Source organism: Desulfosarcina cetonica JCM 12296 (genome assembly GCF_001311845.1).
Taxonomy (GTDB): Bacteria; Desulfobacterota; Desulfobacteria; order Desulfobacterales; family Desulfosarcinaceae; genus Desulfosarcina; species Desulfosarcina cetonica.
In genome coordinates this window covers 1-14856 of the sequence record NZ_BBCC01000059.1, presented here as the reverse complement: position 1 = coordinate 14856, position 14856 = coordinate 1, and the positions used below count along the sequence as shown (strand labels likewise).

13 protein-coding genes and 1 pseudogene are annotated in these 14856 nt (G+C 51.3%); 5 read left to right on the top strand and 9 right to left on the bottom strand.

The window, feature by feature from the left end:
- Window positions 1-41: 41 nt before the first annotated feature.
- From JCM12296_RS14695 to JCM12296_RS14650, 9 genes are all read right to left on the bottom strand, one after another.
- The gene (locus JCM12296_RS14695) at window positions 42-260 is read right to left on the bottom strand and encodes a hypothetical protein (protein WP_054694442.1); all 219 of its coding nucleotides are present in this window, start codon (window positions 258-260) and stop codon (window positions 42-44) included.
- 109 nt (window positions 261-369) lie between these two features.
- Window positions 370-2202 (bottom strand): heterodisulfide reductase-related iron-sulfur binding cluster, encoded by a 1833-nt coding sequence (locus tag JCM12296_RS14690; RefSeq protein WP_172683908.1) that lies wholly within the window; start codon window positions 2200-2202, stop codon window positions 370-372.
- A gap of 275 nt (window positions 2203-2477) precedes the next feature.
- On the bottom strand, window positions 2478-3347 hold the full coding sequence (locus JCM12296_RS14685) for an electron transfer flavoprotein subunit alpha/FixB family protein (RefSeq protein WP_054694437.1): 870 nt from the start codon (window positions 3345-3347) through the stop codon (window positions 2478-2480).
- Window positions 3344-4126, bottom strand: coding sequence for an electron transfer flavoprotein subunit beta/FixA family protein (locus JCM12296_RS14680; RefSeq protein WP_083456161.1), 783 nt, complete (start codon window positions 4124-4126; stop codon window positions 3344-3346). The genes JCM12296_RS14685 and JCM12296_RS14680 overlap by 4 nt, the downstream gene beginning before the upstream one ends.
- Before the next feature lie 92 nt (window positions 4127-4218).
- The gene (locus JCM12296_RS14675; RefSeq protein ID WP_054694431.1) at window positions 4219-4407 is read right to left on the bottom strand and encodes a hypothetical protein; all 189 of its coding nucleotides are present in this window, start codon (window positions 4405-4407) and stop codon (window positions 4219-4221) included.
- A 17-nt stretch (window positions 4408-4424) separates the two neighbouring features.
- On the bottom strand, window positions 4425-5639 hold the full coding sequence (locus JCM12296_RS14670; protein ID WP_054694429.1) for a (Fe-S)-binding protein: 1215 nt from the start codon (window positions 5637-5639) through the stop codon (window positions 4425-4427).
- A 14-nt stretch (window positions 5640-5653) separates the two neighbouring features.
- Window positions 5654-7159, bottom strand: a complete 1506-nt coding sequence (locus JCM12296_RS14665) for an FAD-binding oxidoreductase (protein ID WP_213183453.1) — start codon at window positions 7157-7159, stop codon at window positions 5654-5656.
- A gap of 396 nt (window positions 7160-7555) precedes the next feature.
- Entirely contained in the window at window positions 7556-8947 is a 1392-nt protein-coding gene (locus JCM12296_RS14655; protein ID WP_054694421.1) for a sigma-54-dependent transcriptional regulator, read from the bottom strand.
- 17 nt (window positions 8948-8964) lie between these two features.
- On the bottom strand, window positions 8965-10254 hold the full coding sequence (locus JCM12296_RS14650; RefSeq protein ID WP_054694418.1) for a sensor histidine kinase: 1290 nt from the start codon (window positions 10252-10254) through the stop codon (window positions 8965-8967).
- A gap of 409 nt (window positions 10255-10663) precedes the next feature.
- On the opposite strand from JCM12296_RS14650, the gene JCM12296_RS14645 reads away from it, so the two are divergent.
- The 5 genes and pseudogenes from JCM12296_RS14645 to JCM12296_RS14625 form a co-directional block, all read left to right on the top strand.
- Window positions 10664-10855, top strand: a complete 192-nt coding sequence (locus tag JCM12296_RS14645) for a helix-turn-helix domain-containing protein (protein WP_054694415.1) — start codon at window positions 10664-10666, stop codon at window positions 10853-10855.
- A 133-nt stretch (window positions 10856-10988) separates the two neighbouring features.
- A complete protein-coding gene (locus tag JCM12296_RS14640) occupies window positions 10989-12608 on the top strand; it encodes a M1 family metallopeptidase (protein ID WP_054694413.1) in 1620 nt (539 codons plus the stop codon).
- On the top strand, window positions 12560-13045 hold the full coding sequence (locus JCM12296_RS47545; RefSeq protein ID WP_054694411.1) for an ERAP1-like C-terminal domain-containing protein: 486 nt from the start codon (window positions 12560-12562) through the stop codon (window positions 13043-13045). Before JCM12296_RS14640 ends, JCM12296_RS47545 begins: the two co-directional genes overlap by 49 nt.
- Window positions 13042-13485: an ERAP1-like C-terminal domain-containing protein gene (locus JCM12296_RS47540; protein ID WP_054694409.1), complete on the top strand. Its 444-nt coding sequence runs from the start codon at window positions 13042-13044 to the stop codon at window positions 13483-13485. Before JCM12296_RS47545 ends, JCM12296_RS47540 begins: the two co-directional genes overlap by 4 nt.
- An 8-nt stretch (window positions 13486-13493) precedes the next feature.
- Window positions 13494-14856, top strand: a pseudogene (locus tag JCM12296_RS14625) (ethanolamine ammonia-lyase subunit EutB); the annotation flags it as partial.

The window sequence follows — 14856 nt, the reverse complement described above, 5'->3', positions numbered from 1 at the left end:
GGGGTTAGGTCTTGTTTTCCGAAGATGCACATAAGTGGCCGTTATAAAAACGATCCGGCAAGCCACAGGATGATGATCAAATTAATGGTTATGGCGATAAAATAATCGTTTTTCGTAATCCGAGGGATCCACCCCGGACCATTCTTGACGATATCGGGTTCATGTTTTTCCTCGAATTCCTTCACTCGCGCTTCAATCTGAGACCGCATGTCCTCGCTCAATCCTGGAAGATCGATTTCCATTTGTTTGACGTTAGCCATTCATTTCACCTCCCTTGATCATATCAATGAAATGTTGTTGGGTTTTCAAACCCGTATCAATTGCTGAAACAGACTAAAAAAAGGAACCAAACCGGCATTTCATGCAGATTCATCGGTCTGCGGAAATGTGCTGCATTACAATTTCGGCAATATCTTTTATTCCGGGCATATTCATCTCCTTTGCATAGTTTCCGGCCGCATCATCGAACATGATCATGCAAAATGGGCATGCCGTGGCCAAGACATCGATATCTTGCCCGATCGCTTCATCCATCCTCAGTTTGCCGATACGATTCTTTTCCTTGACTTGGAAAAAAGCATTCCCCGCTCCCCCGCCGCAACAGAACGCATGCGCCTTGTTCCGCGATAGTTCTTTAAACGCTCCAAACGTATTTAGAATTTCGCGCGGCGGGTTATAAATCCCATTGAGCCGGCCGAGATTGCAGGGATCATGGTAACTGAACGTTGCCTCTTGGATTTTGGCGCTGGGCTTGATTCGGTTTTCAAAAAGGAGTTGCCGGATCAGTTCCGTATGGTGGACGACGTCATATTCGCCTCCGAAATCCCGATATTCATGCTTGATCATGTTGTAGCAATGCGGGCAGTGAACCAGTATTTTTTGGGTGCCATACGAATTGAACAACTCGATATTTTGCATGGCGATCATTTGAAACAGTCCCTCTTCACCGATGCGCTTTGCAGGTTCACCGCAACAGCGTTCCTCATCGCCCAAAACACAGAAGTTGATCTTCGCAGCGTTCATGATGCCAATGACCGCATCGGTGATTTCCTGACATCTGGGGTTGTAACAGGATGAGCAACCGATGAAATAAAGGACTTCCGGGGACTCGACCTCGCTGAGAATATCGGGCGGTGCGTCGGCTATCCATTTGATGCGGTCGTAAGAGGGAAGGCCGTATGGATTGCCATTACGCTCCATGTTGCTGAGTAAGGTAATCTTATCGTCTTCTTCAAATTGGGTGTTGACGATGTGCCGCCTGAAGTTGAGAAAATGATCCACATGCCGGATAAATGCGGGGCATGCTTCGACACAGGCGTAGCAGTTGGTGCACCCCCACATCTCTTCGGCGCTTAAGCTGCCAGTCAAAAAATCCTCTTCACCGGGATTTTCAAGGATGCCCGATGCCACTTTTTGGACCACGTTCCTTGGCGACAACCGCCGTCCGGCATTGTTGGCAGGGCATACATTTTCGCAACGGCCGCAGTTGATGCAGCTTGTGAATTGAAGCTTTTCCGACCAGGATAATTCATTTATTGTGCCAATGCCGATATTACCGATCTCCGCATCGCTGTCGCCGTCCGGATCCTCAAGCGCCATAATGTTAAACGGCGTGTCGAGTTTTGCCCGTTCCAGATTGGTCTTTGGGGGATTAACAACATAATTGATGGGAATCAGGAAAAGGTGCTTCAATTTTGTAAACGGCAACACGGCGATGAATGACATCCCCAGGGCCATATGGAAAAACCACAGCACCCGGTAAAGGCCGAGCAGCGCAGTGGAATTGGATTGATACGGCAGGATGGCCCACACCGCGGTACCGGCGTATGAGGCTGAAACGGTATTTTCCGGGTTCAAGCCGATGCGGCAGCCTTCCACCAAAAATCCGGTGAGGACAATGGCCAACAACAAAGCCAGAACGGAGTAATCCCATTTGTCGGAATGCAAATAGCTCGGTTTTAAGACGTAGCGCCGCCATAACAACAAGAGAATGCCAATGGCCATCAATATGCCGCCGGAGTCCATAAGAAACTCGAACGAAGCGTAAACCGGCCCTTTTAACAAGGTTATATCCGCAATGGCCTGGATGACATCTTTCTCAAGGGCAACCAACGTCGTGCCAACCAACAAAACAACAAATCCATAAAAAAAAGGCGTGTGGTAGCGCTTGCCGGACGGCTCCTCATTTGTTTTGCTTTGCAAAACCAATATCCTAAAAAAAGAACGAAATTTGGTTTGGAGGCTGCGTCGCAGAGCATGAACGGCTTTAACGCAAAAACCGCGGCAATTTTCATCGATCTGTCCCGTAAGCTTTTTCAACCCGTATAAATTCACTGCCAGCGCGATGAAAAAAACGAGATACATGATAATGCTGGTGGCCTCGGGCATAAAGGGCATGAATTGGCGTTCAGGCATTTACTTTTACCATTTTATCGATTGAGGTTTTTCTCGTGGTTCGGTCAACATCGGGCAAAGCATTATGCTTGATCTTGAATACGTTGCGTAAGCAGGGGCGCGATCTCGAAAAGATCGGCAACAAGCCCGTAATCGCAGAATTCGAAAATCGGCGCGCTTTTGTTGTTATTAATGGCGATAACGACTTTGGCGTCCCGCATGCCGACAAGATGCTGGACTTGGCCTGAAATGCCGACGGCCAGATACATATCCGGTTTTACGGTTTCTCCGGTCAGTCCGACCTGCCGTTCCAGCGGCAGCCATTTGAAATCTTCCGATATCGGTCTTGAACAGCCCAATTCCGCATTCATGGCTTTTGCCAGTGCTTCGATGATGGGAAGGTTTTCTTTTTTGTCGATCCCGCGTCCGATGGAAACGATCTTTTTCGCATTGACTAAATCAACTGTCTTTTCAATTCGTTTGGAATCTAAAAGTGCAACGCTGGCATGTTCCGGCTTCACGGAAATCGTTGTAAATGTCATTTCCGTTTCGGCGGGCGGCACCGCGTTCAGATAACTTTTCGAAACGGTGAGAACATAGGGCTTTTTTGCCGCAACCAAATGCAAATTGGCCAGTCCGCCGAAGACTTCTCTAATAACGTGAAGGGCGTCGCCATCGATGCCGATGCCGGTGCATTTCGTTGAACAGCCGGTTTTCATGGATATGGCGATGCCTGCCGCCAGCTCCTGATCGACGTCGCTGTCCGCCAGAATGAAAAGATCGTAGGCGCTTAATTCGATTTCTTTTTTTATGGCGACGAGCGCATCGCTGGGGAGGCACGCCGATGGTTCGACGCATACGAAGGCCGGCGCATCGGTCAACGCGAGCCCGTCGGATAAGCCCGCAAGCTGCTGCAGCGAACGTTTATTGCTGGAAAGAAAAAGCGTCTTCACAATAAGTTCTCCTCTTTGATTTTTTGGATCAAGGTCGTCACCATTTGTGCCGGATCGCCATCGATGATCAATTTTTTACGGTCCTTGGTAATGGGGGCGTAGGCATCGAACGTGGCCTGGGGCCCGTCTTCACCGCCAGGCGGGATGCCGAGATCGTCCAGTGAAATCGTTGCGATCTTTTTCACTGGAACTTTGAGGATCTGAATTTTTGTGGCCAATCGGGGATCGTTCAATTTTCTCGTCACCGAAATGGCCAGCGGCAAGGATGCCTTAAACGTATTTTCGTAGCCGTCCGCTTCGAAAACGCCTTCAATTTCATTTTCCCGAACGGACGCTATCTTGATGACATTTGCAATGTGCGGGATGCCCGCGTAAAAGGCGAGCGCAGGGCTTGTGATCATGTGGGTCATATCTTCCGTCATGGCCCCGGAAAGGATTAAATCCGCACCCCCATGGTGTTGAATCGCGCGATATAAAACGTCGGCCGTATAAATGGGATCGAAGCCTTTATCGGCAGACGGATCGGCGATCAGCACGCCGTCATCGACGCCCATGGCAACAGCTTCCTTCAGCGATTTGAGCGCCGCCTTGGACCCATAGCTAAAGGCCGTTACGGTCGCCTTCAGCTCCGACTTGATTCTTACGGCTGCTTCGATGGCATGCTTGTCATAATCGCTTATCTTTTCCGGAAGACCGCGCAGGCGAAGGTCTCCGGTGTTGACATCAAATCTGACCTCTGTTGAATCGACAACATGTTTCACTAAAACGGCGATTCTCATTTCTCCCCCAATGGCTTCGAAAGGAAGGGACCGGTCGCATGGAAGGGCTTCGTTTCATGCGACCGAACCGATTGACAGGTTAACCCCCAAAATTATTTATATTTATCGGGAGCCAGGATTGTTTTATCTGCGAAGTGACGGTTCATCCAATCCAGCCATTGTTCCCTGTTTTTAACGAACCGCTCTTTCTCGGAATCGCTCAATTCCTGTGTTTGAATTTTTTCCATTCTCCACGGTTCAACGCGGAAGTGACCGTTTTTAATAATGACATTTTCTGACATGGAAGCCTCCTTATCGGTTAATCGATCCCCATGGACTTTGCGATCAGTTCAAGAATATGGACAGGCTCGAGGCTACTTCCCGACTTGGCCTTGACTTCCGTGAATTGATCCAGGCAGTGGGGGCAGGCAACAATCAATTGCTCGGCGCCAACTTCCTCTGCCATGCTGAACCGCCGCAACCCGATCTTGTAGGAAACATCGGGCTTGAGCCGTTTAAAGCTGTTCAATCCATTACCGCAGCAGTAATCCCATTGCCGAATATGATCATCGGCTTTGTAGCTGATGCCGGGGATGGCTTCGATCAGTGTGCGCGGCGCTTCCCAATTGAGGACATGTTTGTTCAGGGAACAGGGATCGTGGTAGGTGGCGTTGATGGGAAGTTCGTTCTTGAGCGTAATCTTTCCAGCTTCAAACAAGCTCAGCAGATAGTCTGTAATGTAAACGACATCGAAAGGCAGATTAAAATATTTCGGATATTCCCTGACGAAAAAGATATAATCGTGAGGGTTAACCAGAATGACGGTCTTTGCGCCCGCCTTGGCAAGGGCATCGATATTTTGCGCGGCATAGACCATCCATTTTTCCTTATCGCTTTCGTACAATTCGCCCAGTGTCGGATAGGGTTTGTCGAGGATGCCGAACCGAATACCTGCGGCTTTCAATATTTTTACCGCGTTTCTGGGAACATCCGTTGTTTGTCCGGCATTGAAGTAATCAACGAACAACATTGTTTCGCCGGCATTCGGCAGGTCGAGATCATCGGCCCATTTCACCAGCGCATCGCTTGGTCCATTTTCTTTCTCAAGGTCCTGGTCGATATATTTCTGTACGGCGTCCCAATTGGCCGGCGGAGTTCCTTGGGCGATGAGGTCGCGCCTGACCTTGCGAACCAAGTCGACCAGAGTTGTCGACTGACCATAAAAATCTCCGGTATAAAGTGAATTGGGGCAGCGAAGCTCGCAGGCACCGCACTCCAGGCACATCGTAATCGTGTCTTGCAGATCCGACAGTGCCACGTGTCCCTCGGCCATGCCTAAAATTGAGGTATGCAGGCCATATGAGCCGGTGGTTTCATCCCTTGTCTCGAAATAGACCGGGCAGACGTCCCGACAAAATTTATGCCGGCAGGCGAATACGGCATAACAATCCCTGCGCATTTCCGGCACAACCGCTTTGTCATCTCCCAAGGGTGTATCGTAGAAAGATTTTTTGCTTATATAGACTTCTGACATGATAATTTTCCCTCCTATTGATAAGCTTCATCCAGCAGGTATTTGCCCGGGTTCATGATATTGTTGGGATCGAGCAGCTTTTTGATGTCTTTCATCAAGTCAAAGGAACCCTCCGCCAATTCCTGGTGGCAGGCCAATTCAACGTCTCCGGGCCGCGTTCCGCCATGGCAGGTGGAAATACTACCCCCGGCTTCAAGCGCCACTGCGGCGATCTCCGACTTCATTTTGATAAATGCCTGCCAGATTTCAGGCGTCATCTCCAATTCGTTAACACCGATATCGACTTCCGTCAGATAGTCGCCGTAGGCTTTGAAAGGGTTGGAGGTATACATGAACATGCCCCAATCATCGAAATAGCCATCATATTCTCTTTTATAGCGCTTGACGATTTCGTGCCATTTCTTCCGGACATAGGGAAGCTCGCTGTGTACAATGGCCGCATCCTCGCAATGCCAGCTCATCATGGATACTTCGCCGGCGGCATTCCGGCCATGATAGGTGATGTGGTAGCGGTCATGCCTGGATGCCCAGTCACCCTTGGCGATTTCGTCACCCAGATAGGTGGCCTTCATTTTATCGACGGCCGTTTCGAACACCTGTTTCCTCGCGGCCAAAACCTCGCCTTCGGATCCATAGAGAAGTGCGAGAACAACGGAAACAACTTCCTTGGGCTGGGGGATATAGGCTTCATCATCTCTTCGCAGGAATTCAATTTTCTCATTATCGAAGATGACCACCGCCGTCATGGTTTTGAGCCCCAGTCGTTCGAGGGCCAGGGCAAGATCGTGGGACTCCTCGAAACTGCCGGTGCCGAAATACGCCGGACATTCCGCCTCCGGTTTTTTGCATAGATCTAGCGTGGCTTCGGTGGTGACGCCGAGCGTTCCCGAATGGCCGATAAACAGGTCCTTCAGCCGATACCCGACACTGGACTTTCTGATTTTCCGTCCGCCGCCGCCGCCCACCCGAATGACTTTACCGGTCGGCAAAACAACTTCCATACTGATCACCAGATCCGGTACGTGCCCATAACCTGACCCCATCAGGCTCCAACCGCCCGATCCGATTCTTCCCCCAATGATGGAACAAGGGTAGGAGGCGGGGTCGTCGGGATAAAACAGCCCTATCCGCGATAGGGTTTTATTGAGCTCGAGCATCCCCAAACCGGGCTGAACGGTTGCCGTCATATTGACATCGTCGATTTCAAGAATTTCATCCATGCGTTTGATATCGAGAAGAATTCCTTTTCTCATGGGAACCGCCCCGTCCGCCAGCCCTGTCGCGCCGGCCCGCGGTACCACCGGGATTTTAAATTCATTTGCAATTTTCATGATTTCGACGACTTCCTCCGTCGTCTTGGGAAGCACGACAATATCAGGGATATGCTCTTCCCAATGGCAAACCGGAAAGGGCGACGGCACCGCTGCACGAACCGCTCGATGCGGGTTGTCGGGATAGACATTCTCTTTTCCCAATGCATCCTCTAACCGCGTAACTGCTTTTTCAGAAATCGCTTCCACAATTTCCCTCCTTTGTGTTTCAGTTTAAAAAAACCATGAACATTCGCGTTCATGTTTTCGTCGGCTTGAATAACTGCATGACTTCTCGTTCAAACGGCATAAACGTCTGAGGGGCTGTTTTAAACGTACATGAGCAAATGAAATGCCAACACGATCTGCAGAAACACCCATCTTAAACATCGATGCGGTCAGGGAGGATAAAGAGGTGAAGTTGGCGATGGATCGGGTCGATTCACACTTTTTGCGGGAGGGTCGAATGGATAATAATTATAATAAAAGGGTAGGTTATAATAAAGGCTTTTATGTCGTATTAAAATGTGTCAAAAACGATATTTAATGATATTACAACAGATTATAATTGCGACAAAAATGTCCTACTGCGACATTGAGCTACCATTATTCATCGCTGCTGAATTCTTTCAATTCAAGATTGAAGGCTTGTATTTTGCGCCATAGTGTCCTGGGATTTATCTTCGATTTTCTGGCCGCCTCATTAACGTTCCCCATGCATCCTTTTAATAATTTTTTAAGGTAAGCCTTTTCAAATCGATTAACAACAAGGGATTTGGCAATTTTAAAAGGCAGATCCACATCGACATCATAGATCGATTTATTCGTGTTGTGGATGAAGGTGCCGGAAAGGTCAATATGCTCGATTTTGTTATTTTCGATGGTGACAAACTCTCTCTCAATCAAATTTTCCAATTCCCTGACATTTCCTGGCCAAGAATGATGCATCATCGCTTTCATGACTTTTGTTGAAACACCTTCAACGCTTTTCTTGTATTTCTTGTTAAATTTGTTGATAAAATGATTTGTTAAAATGGGAATATCCTCTATTCGATCTCTCAATGCGGGTATCTTAATTGGGAATATGTTCAGCCGATAATACAACTCTACCCGAAAATCACCTTTTTTAATTTTTTCATCCAGTTCTTGGTTGGTTGCTGAAATTATTCTTACATTGGCATCAATTGTTTTATTCCCGCCGACGCGTTCGAATTTATTTTCCTGCAATACGCGCAACAATTTAATTTGCATCGTGCTTGATATATCACCAACTTCATCTAGAAATAGCGTTCCGCCATCAGCATATTCAAATTTTCCCTTTTTTGTTTTATCCGCACCGGTAAATGCCCCTTTTTCATATCCGAATAATTCGGATTCCAATAAAGATTCCGTTAGCCCGGCACAATTGATGCCCACAAAGGGGAAGTCTTTTCTGCGGCTATTATAATGAATTGCTTTGGCGACAAGTTCCTTACCCACGCCCGTTTCACCCGTTATCATTACCCGCGCATCGTGTCCCGAAACTTTATTGATTAACTCGAACACGTTTTGCATTAATTTATGTTTGCCGACAATGTTGTGAAACGAATACCTCTCAATAACTTCTTTCCTCAGAAGACGAATTTCCTGGGCCATCTTCCTTTCCCGAATGATTCTTTTAATCGAGATTAGAAGGATATCGGGTTCAAAGGGCTTTTGGATATAATCATTGAATCCATCCTTTATCGATTGGATCGCTGAATCAATAGATGCATAAGCCGTCATCATTACACCGGATATATCATCATCTAGTTGCCGGGCTTTTTTAAACAATTCAATTCCATCGATTGGTCCAAGACGATAATCTGTTAACAAAATTTCATATTTTTTTTGGGATAACATTTTCAAGGCCGAATCGACTTCATTGGCGCTATCGACTTCATAGCCTTCCGTTTCAAGAATTACTTTAATGTGGTCACAAAATGATATCTGGTCATCGACAACTAAAATATCAGTCATTATTCAACCTATCAATTTTATGTAAAATTTGATTTAGTTGTATTCCTTACTGGAAGAATGATATGGAATGCGGCGCCGGGCAAGCGTTTACCGTTCAACTCTTGACACTTACCGCATAGCTGATTAATCGGCTGAATACATTTATCGGGGCTGCACAACCAAATTTCACCATTATGCGCCTCGATGACGCGTTTGGCAAAAGATAATCCCAATCCTGTTCCTGAAGTGCGCGTGGTGTAAAATGGTTTGAACAGATTTTTTTTATCCTCTTCATTAACACCCGGTCCGGAATCGGCGATGGTGATAAGCAAACATTCGCCCAAATAATTTATCCTATTCACATTTATCTTAATATAACCGCCGTTCTTCATAAGCTTTATGGCGTTATCGATCAAATTTTGAAAGGCTTGGCTGATCAGGATCGCATCGATCTCGATTTTGCTGATCCCACTTTCGATATAGATTACGATTTCAATATTCTGCTTTTCTATTAAATCCTTATACGGGGATAGCATATCTTTCAGTAAAATATCTATCCTTTGTTTTGAAAACATCAATTTCATACTTTTTGTATAATTCAGAATCTGAGTCACGATGGAATTTATTCCATCAATGCCTTCGATCAACTTTACAAGGTCTTTTTTTAATTGATTTCTTAAATCTTTTCGGAGAACCGATAAATTATTGTACTCGCGTCTATTGTTTTCCTCTAATGCCATTGTCTTGAGCAAATCTTGCATCAGTTTCGCACTTAACAAACAATCGCCCAATGGGTTTCTTACCTGGTGCGCCAGTGCGCTTGAAAACTCTCCTAGAAGAGCAAGGTTTTTGGTTTTTTCAAGCTTCTTCTCAAGATTTATTTTATCGGTTATATCGATCATGAAGCCTTCCAGGCCCAACAATCTGTTCTCCTTATTGAATACACCGACACCCTGCTCCCATATCCATTTAATATTTCCGTTCAGATCAATTATCCTGTAGTCTAAACGGAATGATTTTTTATATTTAAGTTTCATTTGGGTTTCGTCCCAAATGCGACGCCTATCTTCTGGATGAATAAATTCGGCAAAGGAATATTTTTTATTATTTATCACTTCTTCCGGTTCAAAGCCGAATATCTCTTTCACGCGTTTGCTTACAAACAACATCGTATAACGTTTGTCATTGATACATCGATATACTACCCCGGGCAGATTGCCAATCAACGTCGAAAGCATCCTTCGGCTTTCTTGCGCCGGGTCGATAAATCTGTCCCAGCTGTTTAACTCAACGCCCTGGCTGTTCACAGTTTTTTTATTATTTTTCATCTTTTCAACGTTTCCATTAATAACTGTAAATATGAATCAAATAATAAGCCTTAGGCTACTCAACAATGAGTATAAATTACGCTGATGTTATGGGATCGCCGCAACCCAATATTGTAGCAAATATACTGCCAAACCATAGATGCGCCCGACAAACAAGCTTAATGTTCATAGCGATAATATATCCGCGGTACGGAAAACGTTTACAATACGATGCGAATAGCAGACGCTTGATGAACTCGTAAAAATCCCAAGATAAAGACGTACGGCCACCCGTGCCGATGACGGTGCCGGCATTGCTGCCGGGAATTTGATGCTTACCATCGAGGGGTTTGATGCCGGCGAAGGCATTCCGCGTTGTCGTGCGGGCGCGCCGGCTTAACGTGTGCCTATCCAGAAAGAGGAACGAGCGATGACCCATGCATCCCATATCCACGTACCGGTCCTGACGGTCAGCGAAGCCGCCCGGTTCATCGGCGTGGGCAAGAAGGTAATCTATCAACTGATCGAATTCGACGAAATCCGCGCCGTGCGCGAACGCGGCAAGATCTTGATTGACCGCAGCAGCCTGGAAGCGTTTCACAACAGCGGCAAACGCCCGTAAGCGGCAAGCCGCGAGGTTACGATCGACCCGCCGGACGGTTGCACCGGCGGGTCGCCCATGCTAAAACCAACCTCATCAACCACCGGCAGCCGGCTCCTCCGGCCTGCCGCCACCCCATCGAATGGAGTCCATCGTGAATCAACCCATCACCCCGGAAGCCTATACCCTCACCATCGCGCCGGATCTCGATCGATTCGTCTTTACCGGCGAGGTGACCCTTTCCGCCACCGCCCACGATGCCGTGTCGACGATTTCCCTGGACTGTGCCGAACTGGCCGTCTGGAACTGCCGCCTGCAGCCGGAGAACACCGAGGCCCCAGCCATGGACTGCCCCTTCAGCGTCGATCCGGCCAAGGAGGCGCTGACCGTGCAACTGCCCCAAGCGATATCAGGGCCGTTCACCCTGACCATGGAATATATGGGAAAGATCAACGACCGCATGGCCGGCTTCTACCGCAGCCGCATCCAGGTGGATGGCGGCCCCAGCCACATGGCGGTGACCCAGTTTCAGGAAAGCGACGCCCGACGGGCCTTTCCCTGCTTCGACCACCCGGCCAAAAAGGCGGTATTCAACGTGTCGATGATCGTGCCCCAAGGGCTCACGGCCATCGCCAACACCGCCGTCAAATCCGTCCACGAAAAAGATGACGGCCGGCAGCGGGTCGAATTCGAACCGACACCCAAGATGTCCACCTACCTGCTCTTTTTCGGGGTGGGGCCCTTCGAGATCCACACCGACGACGTCGATCCCCGCGTGCGCGCCGTCTGCCTGCCGGGCATGGGCAAGCAGACCGACTTCGGCCGGGTGTTCGGCCGCAAGGCCCTGGCCTACGGTGAGGATTACTACGCCATCGCCTACCCCTTGAGTAAAATGGATCTCATTGCCGTGCCCGATTTCGCCTTCGGCGCCATGGAGAACTGGGGCGCCATCACCTTCCGCGAAAACCTCTTGCTGCACGTTGCGGGGGTCACCTCGCGGGAAGGCGAGTCGCGCATCTGCGAGGTGATCGCCCACGAGATCACCCACCAATGGTTCGGCAACCTGGTCACCCCCGAGGACTGGAAGTACCTCTGGCTGAATGAGAGTTTCGCCACCTATTTTGGCTTCGGCATGGTCGATTATTATCATCCCGATTGGGAGATCTGGCAGCAATTCGTGCGCACCCAGACCGAGACGGCCCTTTCGCGCGATGCCCTGCATGAAACCTTCGCCATCGAAATGCCCGGCGGCGCCCAGGTGGCCATCACCACCAGCACGGCGCCGATCATCTACAGCAAGGGTGGCAGCGTGCTGCGCCAACTGGAGGCCTGGATCGGGCCGGAGCATTTCAAGGCCGGCCTGAGGCGCTACCTGACCGCCTACGCCTTTGATTGCGCGGCCAGCCACCATCTTTGGGAAGCCCTGGCCGAGGCGTCGGGCATGCCGGTGAGCGAACTGATGCAAAACTGGGTCACCCAGCCCGGCTTTCCCGTGCTCAGCGTGCGGCGCAACGCCGACCAGCTGACCGTCAGCCAGCGGTTGTTCTCATTTTTACCCAACGACTCGGCCCAGGTCTGGATGGTCCCGCTGACCGTCACCACCTACGGCCCGGACGGCAGGCGGCCACCCAAACCTGGATCATGGATCGGGAAACCATCGACATCGCCTTGCCACCGGGCACCCTGGCCTATAAGCTCAATCCCGAACAAACCGGGTTCTACCACGTGCGTTACGACGATACCGACAACCTCGATCGCCTGGGGGTCATGGTAAAAGGGCGGACCCTGGCTGCCATGGATCGCTGGGGCTTGCAGAACGATCTCTACGCCCTGGTCAAATCCGGCGCCGCACCCATGGCCCGCTATCTGGCCCTGGCCGAGAATTACGTCGGGGAAACCGATTATCTGCCCCTTTCCAGTCTGGACAGCCACCTTTTCGAAGCCGCTTTACTGCTCGACGGCGAGCTGTGTGAGCAAACCCGGAAGACCGCCGATGCCCTGATCCAGGCAGCGTTGGCAGCGGTCGGTGAGCAGCCGGCCGCCGATGAGCCCCAGACCACGGCCATGCTACGCGACCAGTTGCTGGCGCATGCGGCCTTGCTCGGCGTCGAGCCGGTTCTCGGTCGCCTCAAAGACCAATTCAAGGCCTTCGTGGACGGCGGATCGGTGCCGGCGGATATCTTCCGGGCGGTAATGACCGCCGGCGCGTGACCGGCGATCCGGCGGCCCTGGACACCATGATCAAACGGTACGAAGCCAGTCCTGTGGAGCACGAGCGCATGACCCTGGTGACGGCCCTGGGCAGCTTCGGCCAGTGGGAGCTTCTGGAAAAAGCCCTGGATTACGCCATCGAGCAGGTGCCCGACCGCATCCGCTTCATGCCCCTGGTGGCCGCGGCGGGCAACCCGGCGGCCGGCGATCACCTGTGGCCCTGGTTCGAAGCCAACCTGGAACGGATGCAATCGATGCATCCGATGCTCTTCGAGCGGGTCGTGGCGGCCTTTGTGCCCGGCCCTGGCCTGGTCGATCCCGACCGGACCCGGGCCTTCTGCAAGACGCTCCTGGAAAAACAGCCGCGCTTGCGGGACGTGCTGGCCCTCTCCCTGGAACGGCTGGCAGTGAACGCAGCCTTTCGCCAGCGGAAGAGATAGAAACCGTCATGAAGTATACGATTCGCCTGGACGGCCGCCATTTCGATTTCAAGGACCTGAAGACCGTCATGGCCAAGGCCAGCCCCGAGCGCTCGGGCGACCGTCTGGCCGGTATCGCGGCCGATACCGATCTGGAGCGCGTGGCGGCCCAGATGGTTTTGGCCGAGGCGCCCCTGACCCGGTTTCTGGAAGAACCCCTGATCCCCTATGAAATCGACGAGGTCACGCGCCTGATCCTCGACGATTTCGACGATGCGGCCTTCACCCCCATTCGCCATTTGAGCGTGGGCGGCCTGCGGGACTGGCTTTGTCCGAGGCCGCCGACGGCGAGACCCTGGCCGGCCTGCGCATGGGCATCACCCCGGAGATGGCCGCGGCGGTCTCCAAGCTCATGCGCATCCAAGACCTGATCCTGGTGGCGGCCAAATGCCGGGTGGTGACCCGCTTTCGCAACACCATCGGCCTGCCGGGGCGCTTTTCCACCCGTCTGCAGCCCAATCATCCCACGGATGCGCCCTCGGGCGTGGCCGCCAGCGTAATCGACGGTCTGCTCTACGGCAACGGCGATGCGGTAATCGGCATCAACCCGGTGTCGGACAACGTGACGGCCGTGGTCACCCTGATCGAGATGCTGGGCCAGGTGATCGCCAAATACGCCATTCCCACCCAGTCGTGCGTGCTGGCCCACATCACCACCACGATCAAGGCCATCGAAAAGGGCGCGCCGGTAGACCTGGTATTCCAGTCCATTGCCGGCACCGAGAAAGCCAACGCGGGATTCGGCATCAACCTGGCCTTGCTCCGGGAGGGTTATGAGGCGGGTCTGTCATTGAACCGCGGCACGGTGGGGCAGAACCTGATGTACTTCGAGACCGGCCAGGGCAGCGCCCTGTCAGCCGATGCCCACCATGGGGTCGACCAGCAGACCTGTGAGGCACGGGCCTATGCCGTGGCGCGCAAATTCAATCCGCTCTTGGTCAATACGGTGGTGGGATTCATCGGGCCGGAGTACCTGTACAACGGCAAGCAGATCATCCGCGCCGGCCTGGAGGATCATTTCTGCGGCAAGCTCCTGGGCCTGCCCATGGGTTGCGACATCTGCTACACCAACCACGCCGAGGCCGACCAGGACGACATGGACATGCTGCTGACGCAGTTCGCCGTGGCCGGCGGCACCTTCATCATGGGGGTCCCCGGCTCCGATGACATCATGCTCAACTACCAGTCCACGGCCTTTCACGATGCCCTCTTTATTCGGCGGGTACTGGGGCTGCGGCCGGCGCCGGAATTCGAACAATGGCTGATCGATAAGCACATTTTCTCAACGGACAACCGCCTGTTCGACCCATCCGGGCGCGCCGCCGCTGCTGG

What these genes read in the sequence shown, in the direction of transcription:
- JCM12296_RS14650 (WP_054694418.1), bottom strand. Translation starts at nt 10,254, where the DNA reads ATGAAAAATAATAAAAAAACTGTGAACAGCCAGGGCGTTGAGTTAAAC.
- JCM12296_RS14670 (WP_054694429.1), bottom strand. Translation starts at nt 5,639, where the DNA reads ATGTCAGAAGTCTATATAAGCAAAAAATCTTTCTACGATACACCCTTG.
- JCM12296_RS14675 (WP_054694431.1), bottom strand. Translation starts at nt 4,407, where the DNA reads ATGTCAGAAAATGTCATTATTAAAAACGGTCACTTCCGCGTTGAACCG.
- JCM12296_RS14680 (WP_083456161.1), bottom strand. Translation starts at nt 4,126, where the DNA reads ATGAGAATCGCCGTTTTAGTGAAACATGTTGTCGATTCAACAGAGGTC.
- JCM12296_RS14655 (WP_054694421.1), bottom strand. Translation starts at nt 8,947, where the DNA reads ATGACTGATATTTTAGTTGTCGATGACCAGATATCATTTTGTGACCAC.
- JCM12296_RS14695 (WP_054694442.1), bottom strand. Translation starts at nt 260, where the DNA reads ATGGCTAACGTCAAACAAATGGAAATCGATCTTCCAGGATTGAGCGAG.
- JCM12296_RS14645 (WP_054694415.1), top strand. Translation starts at nt 10,664, where the DNA reads ATGACCCATGCATCCCATATCCACGTACCGGTCCTGACGGTCAGCGAA.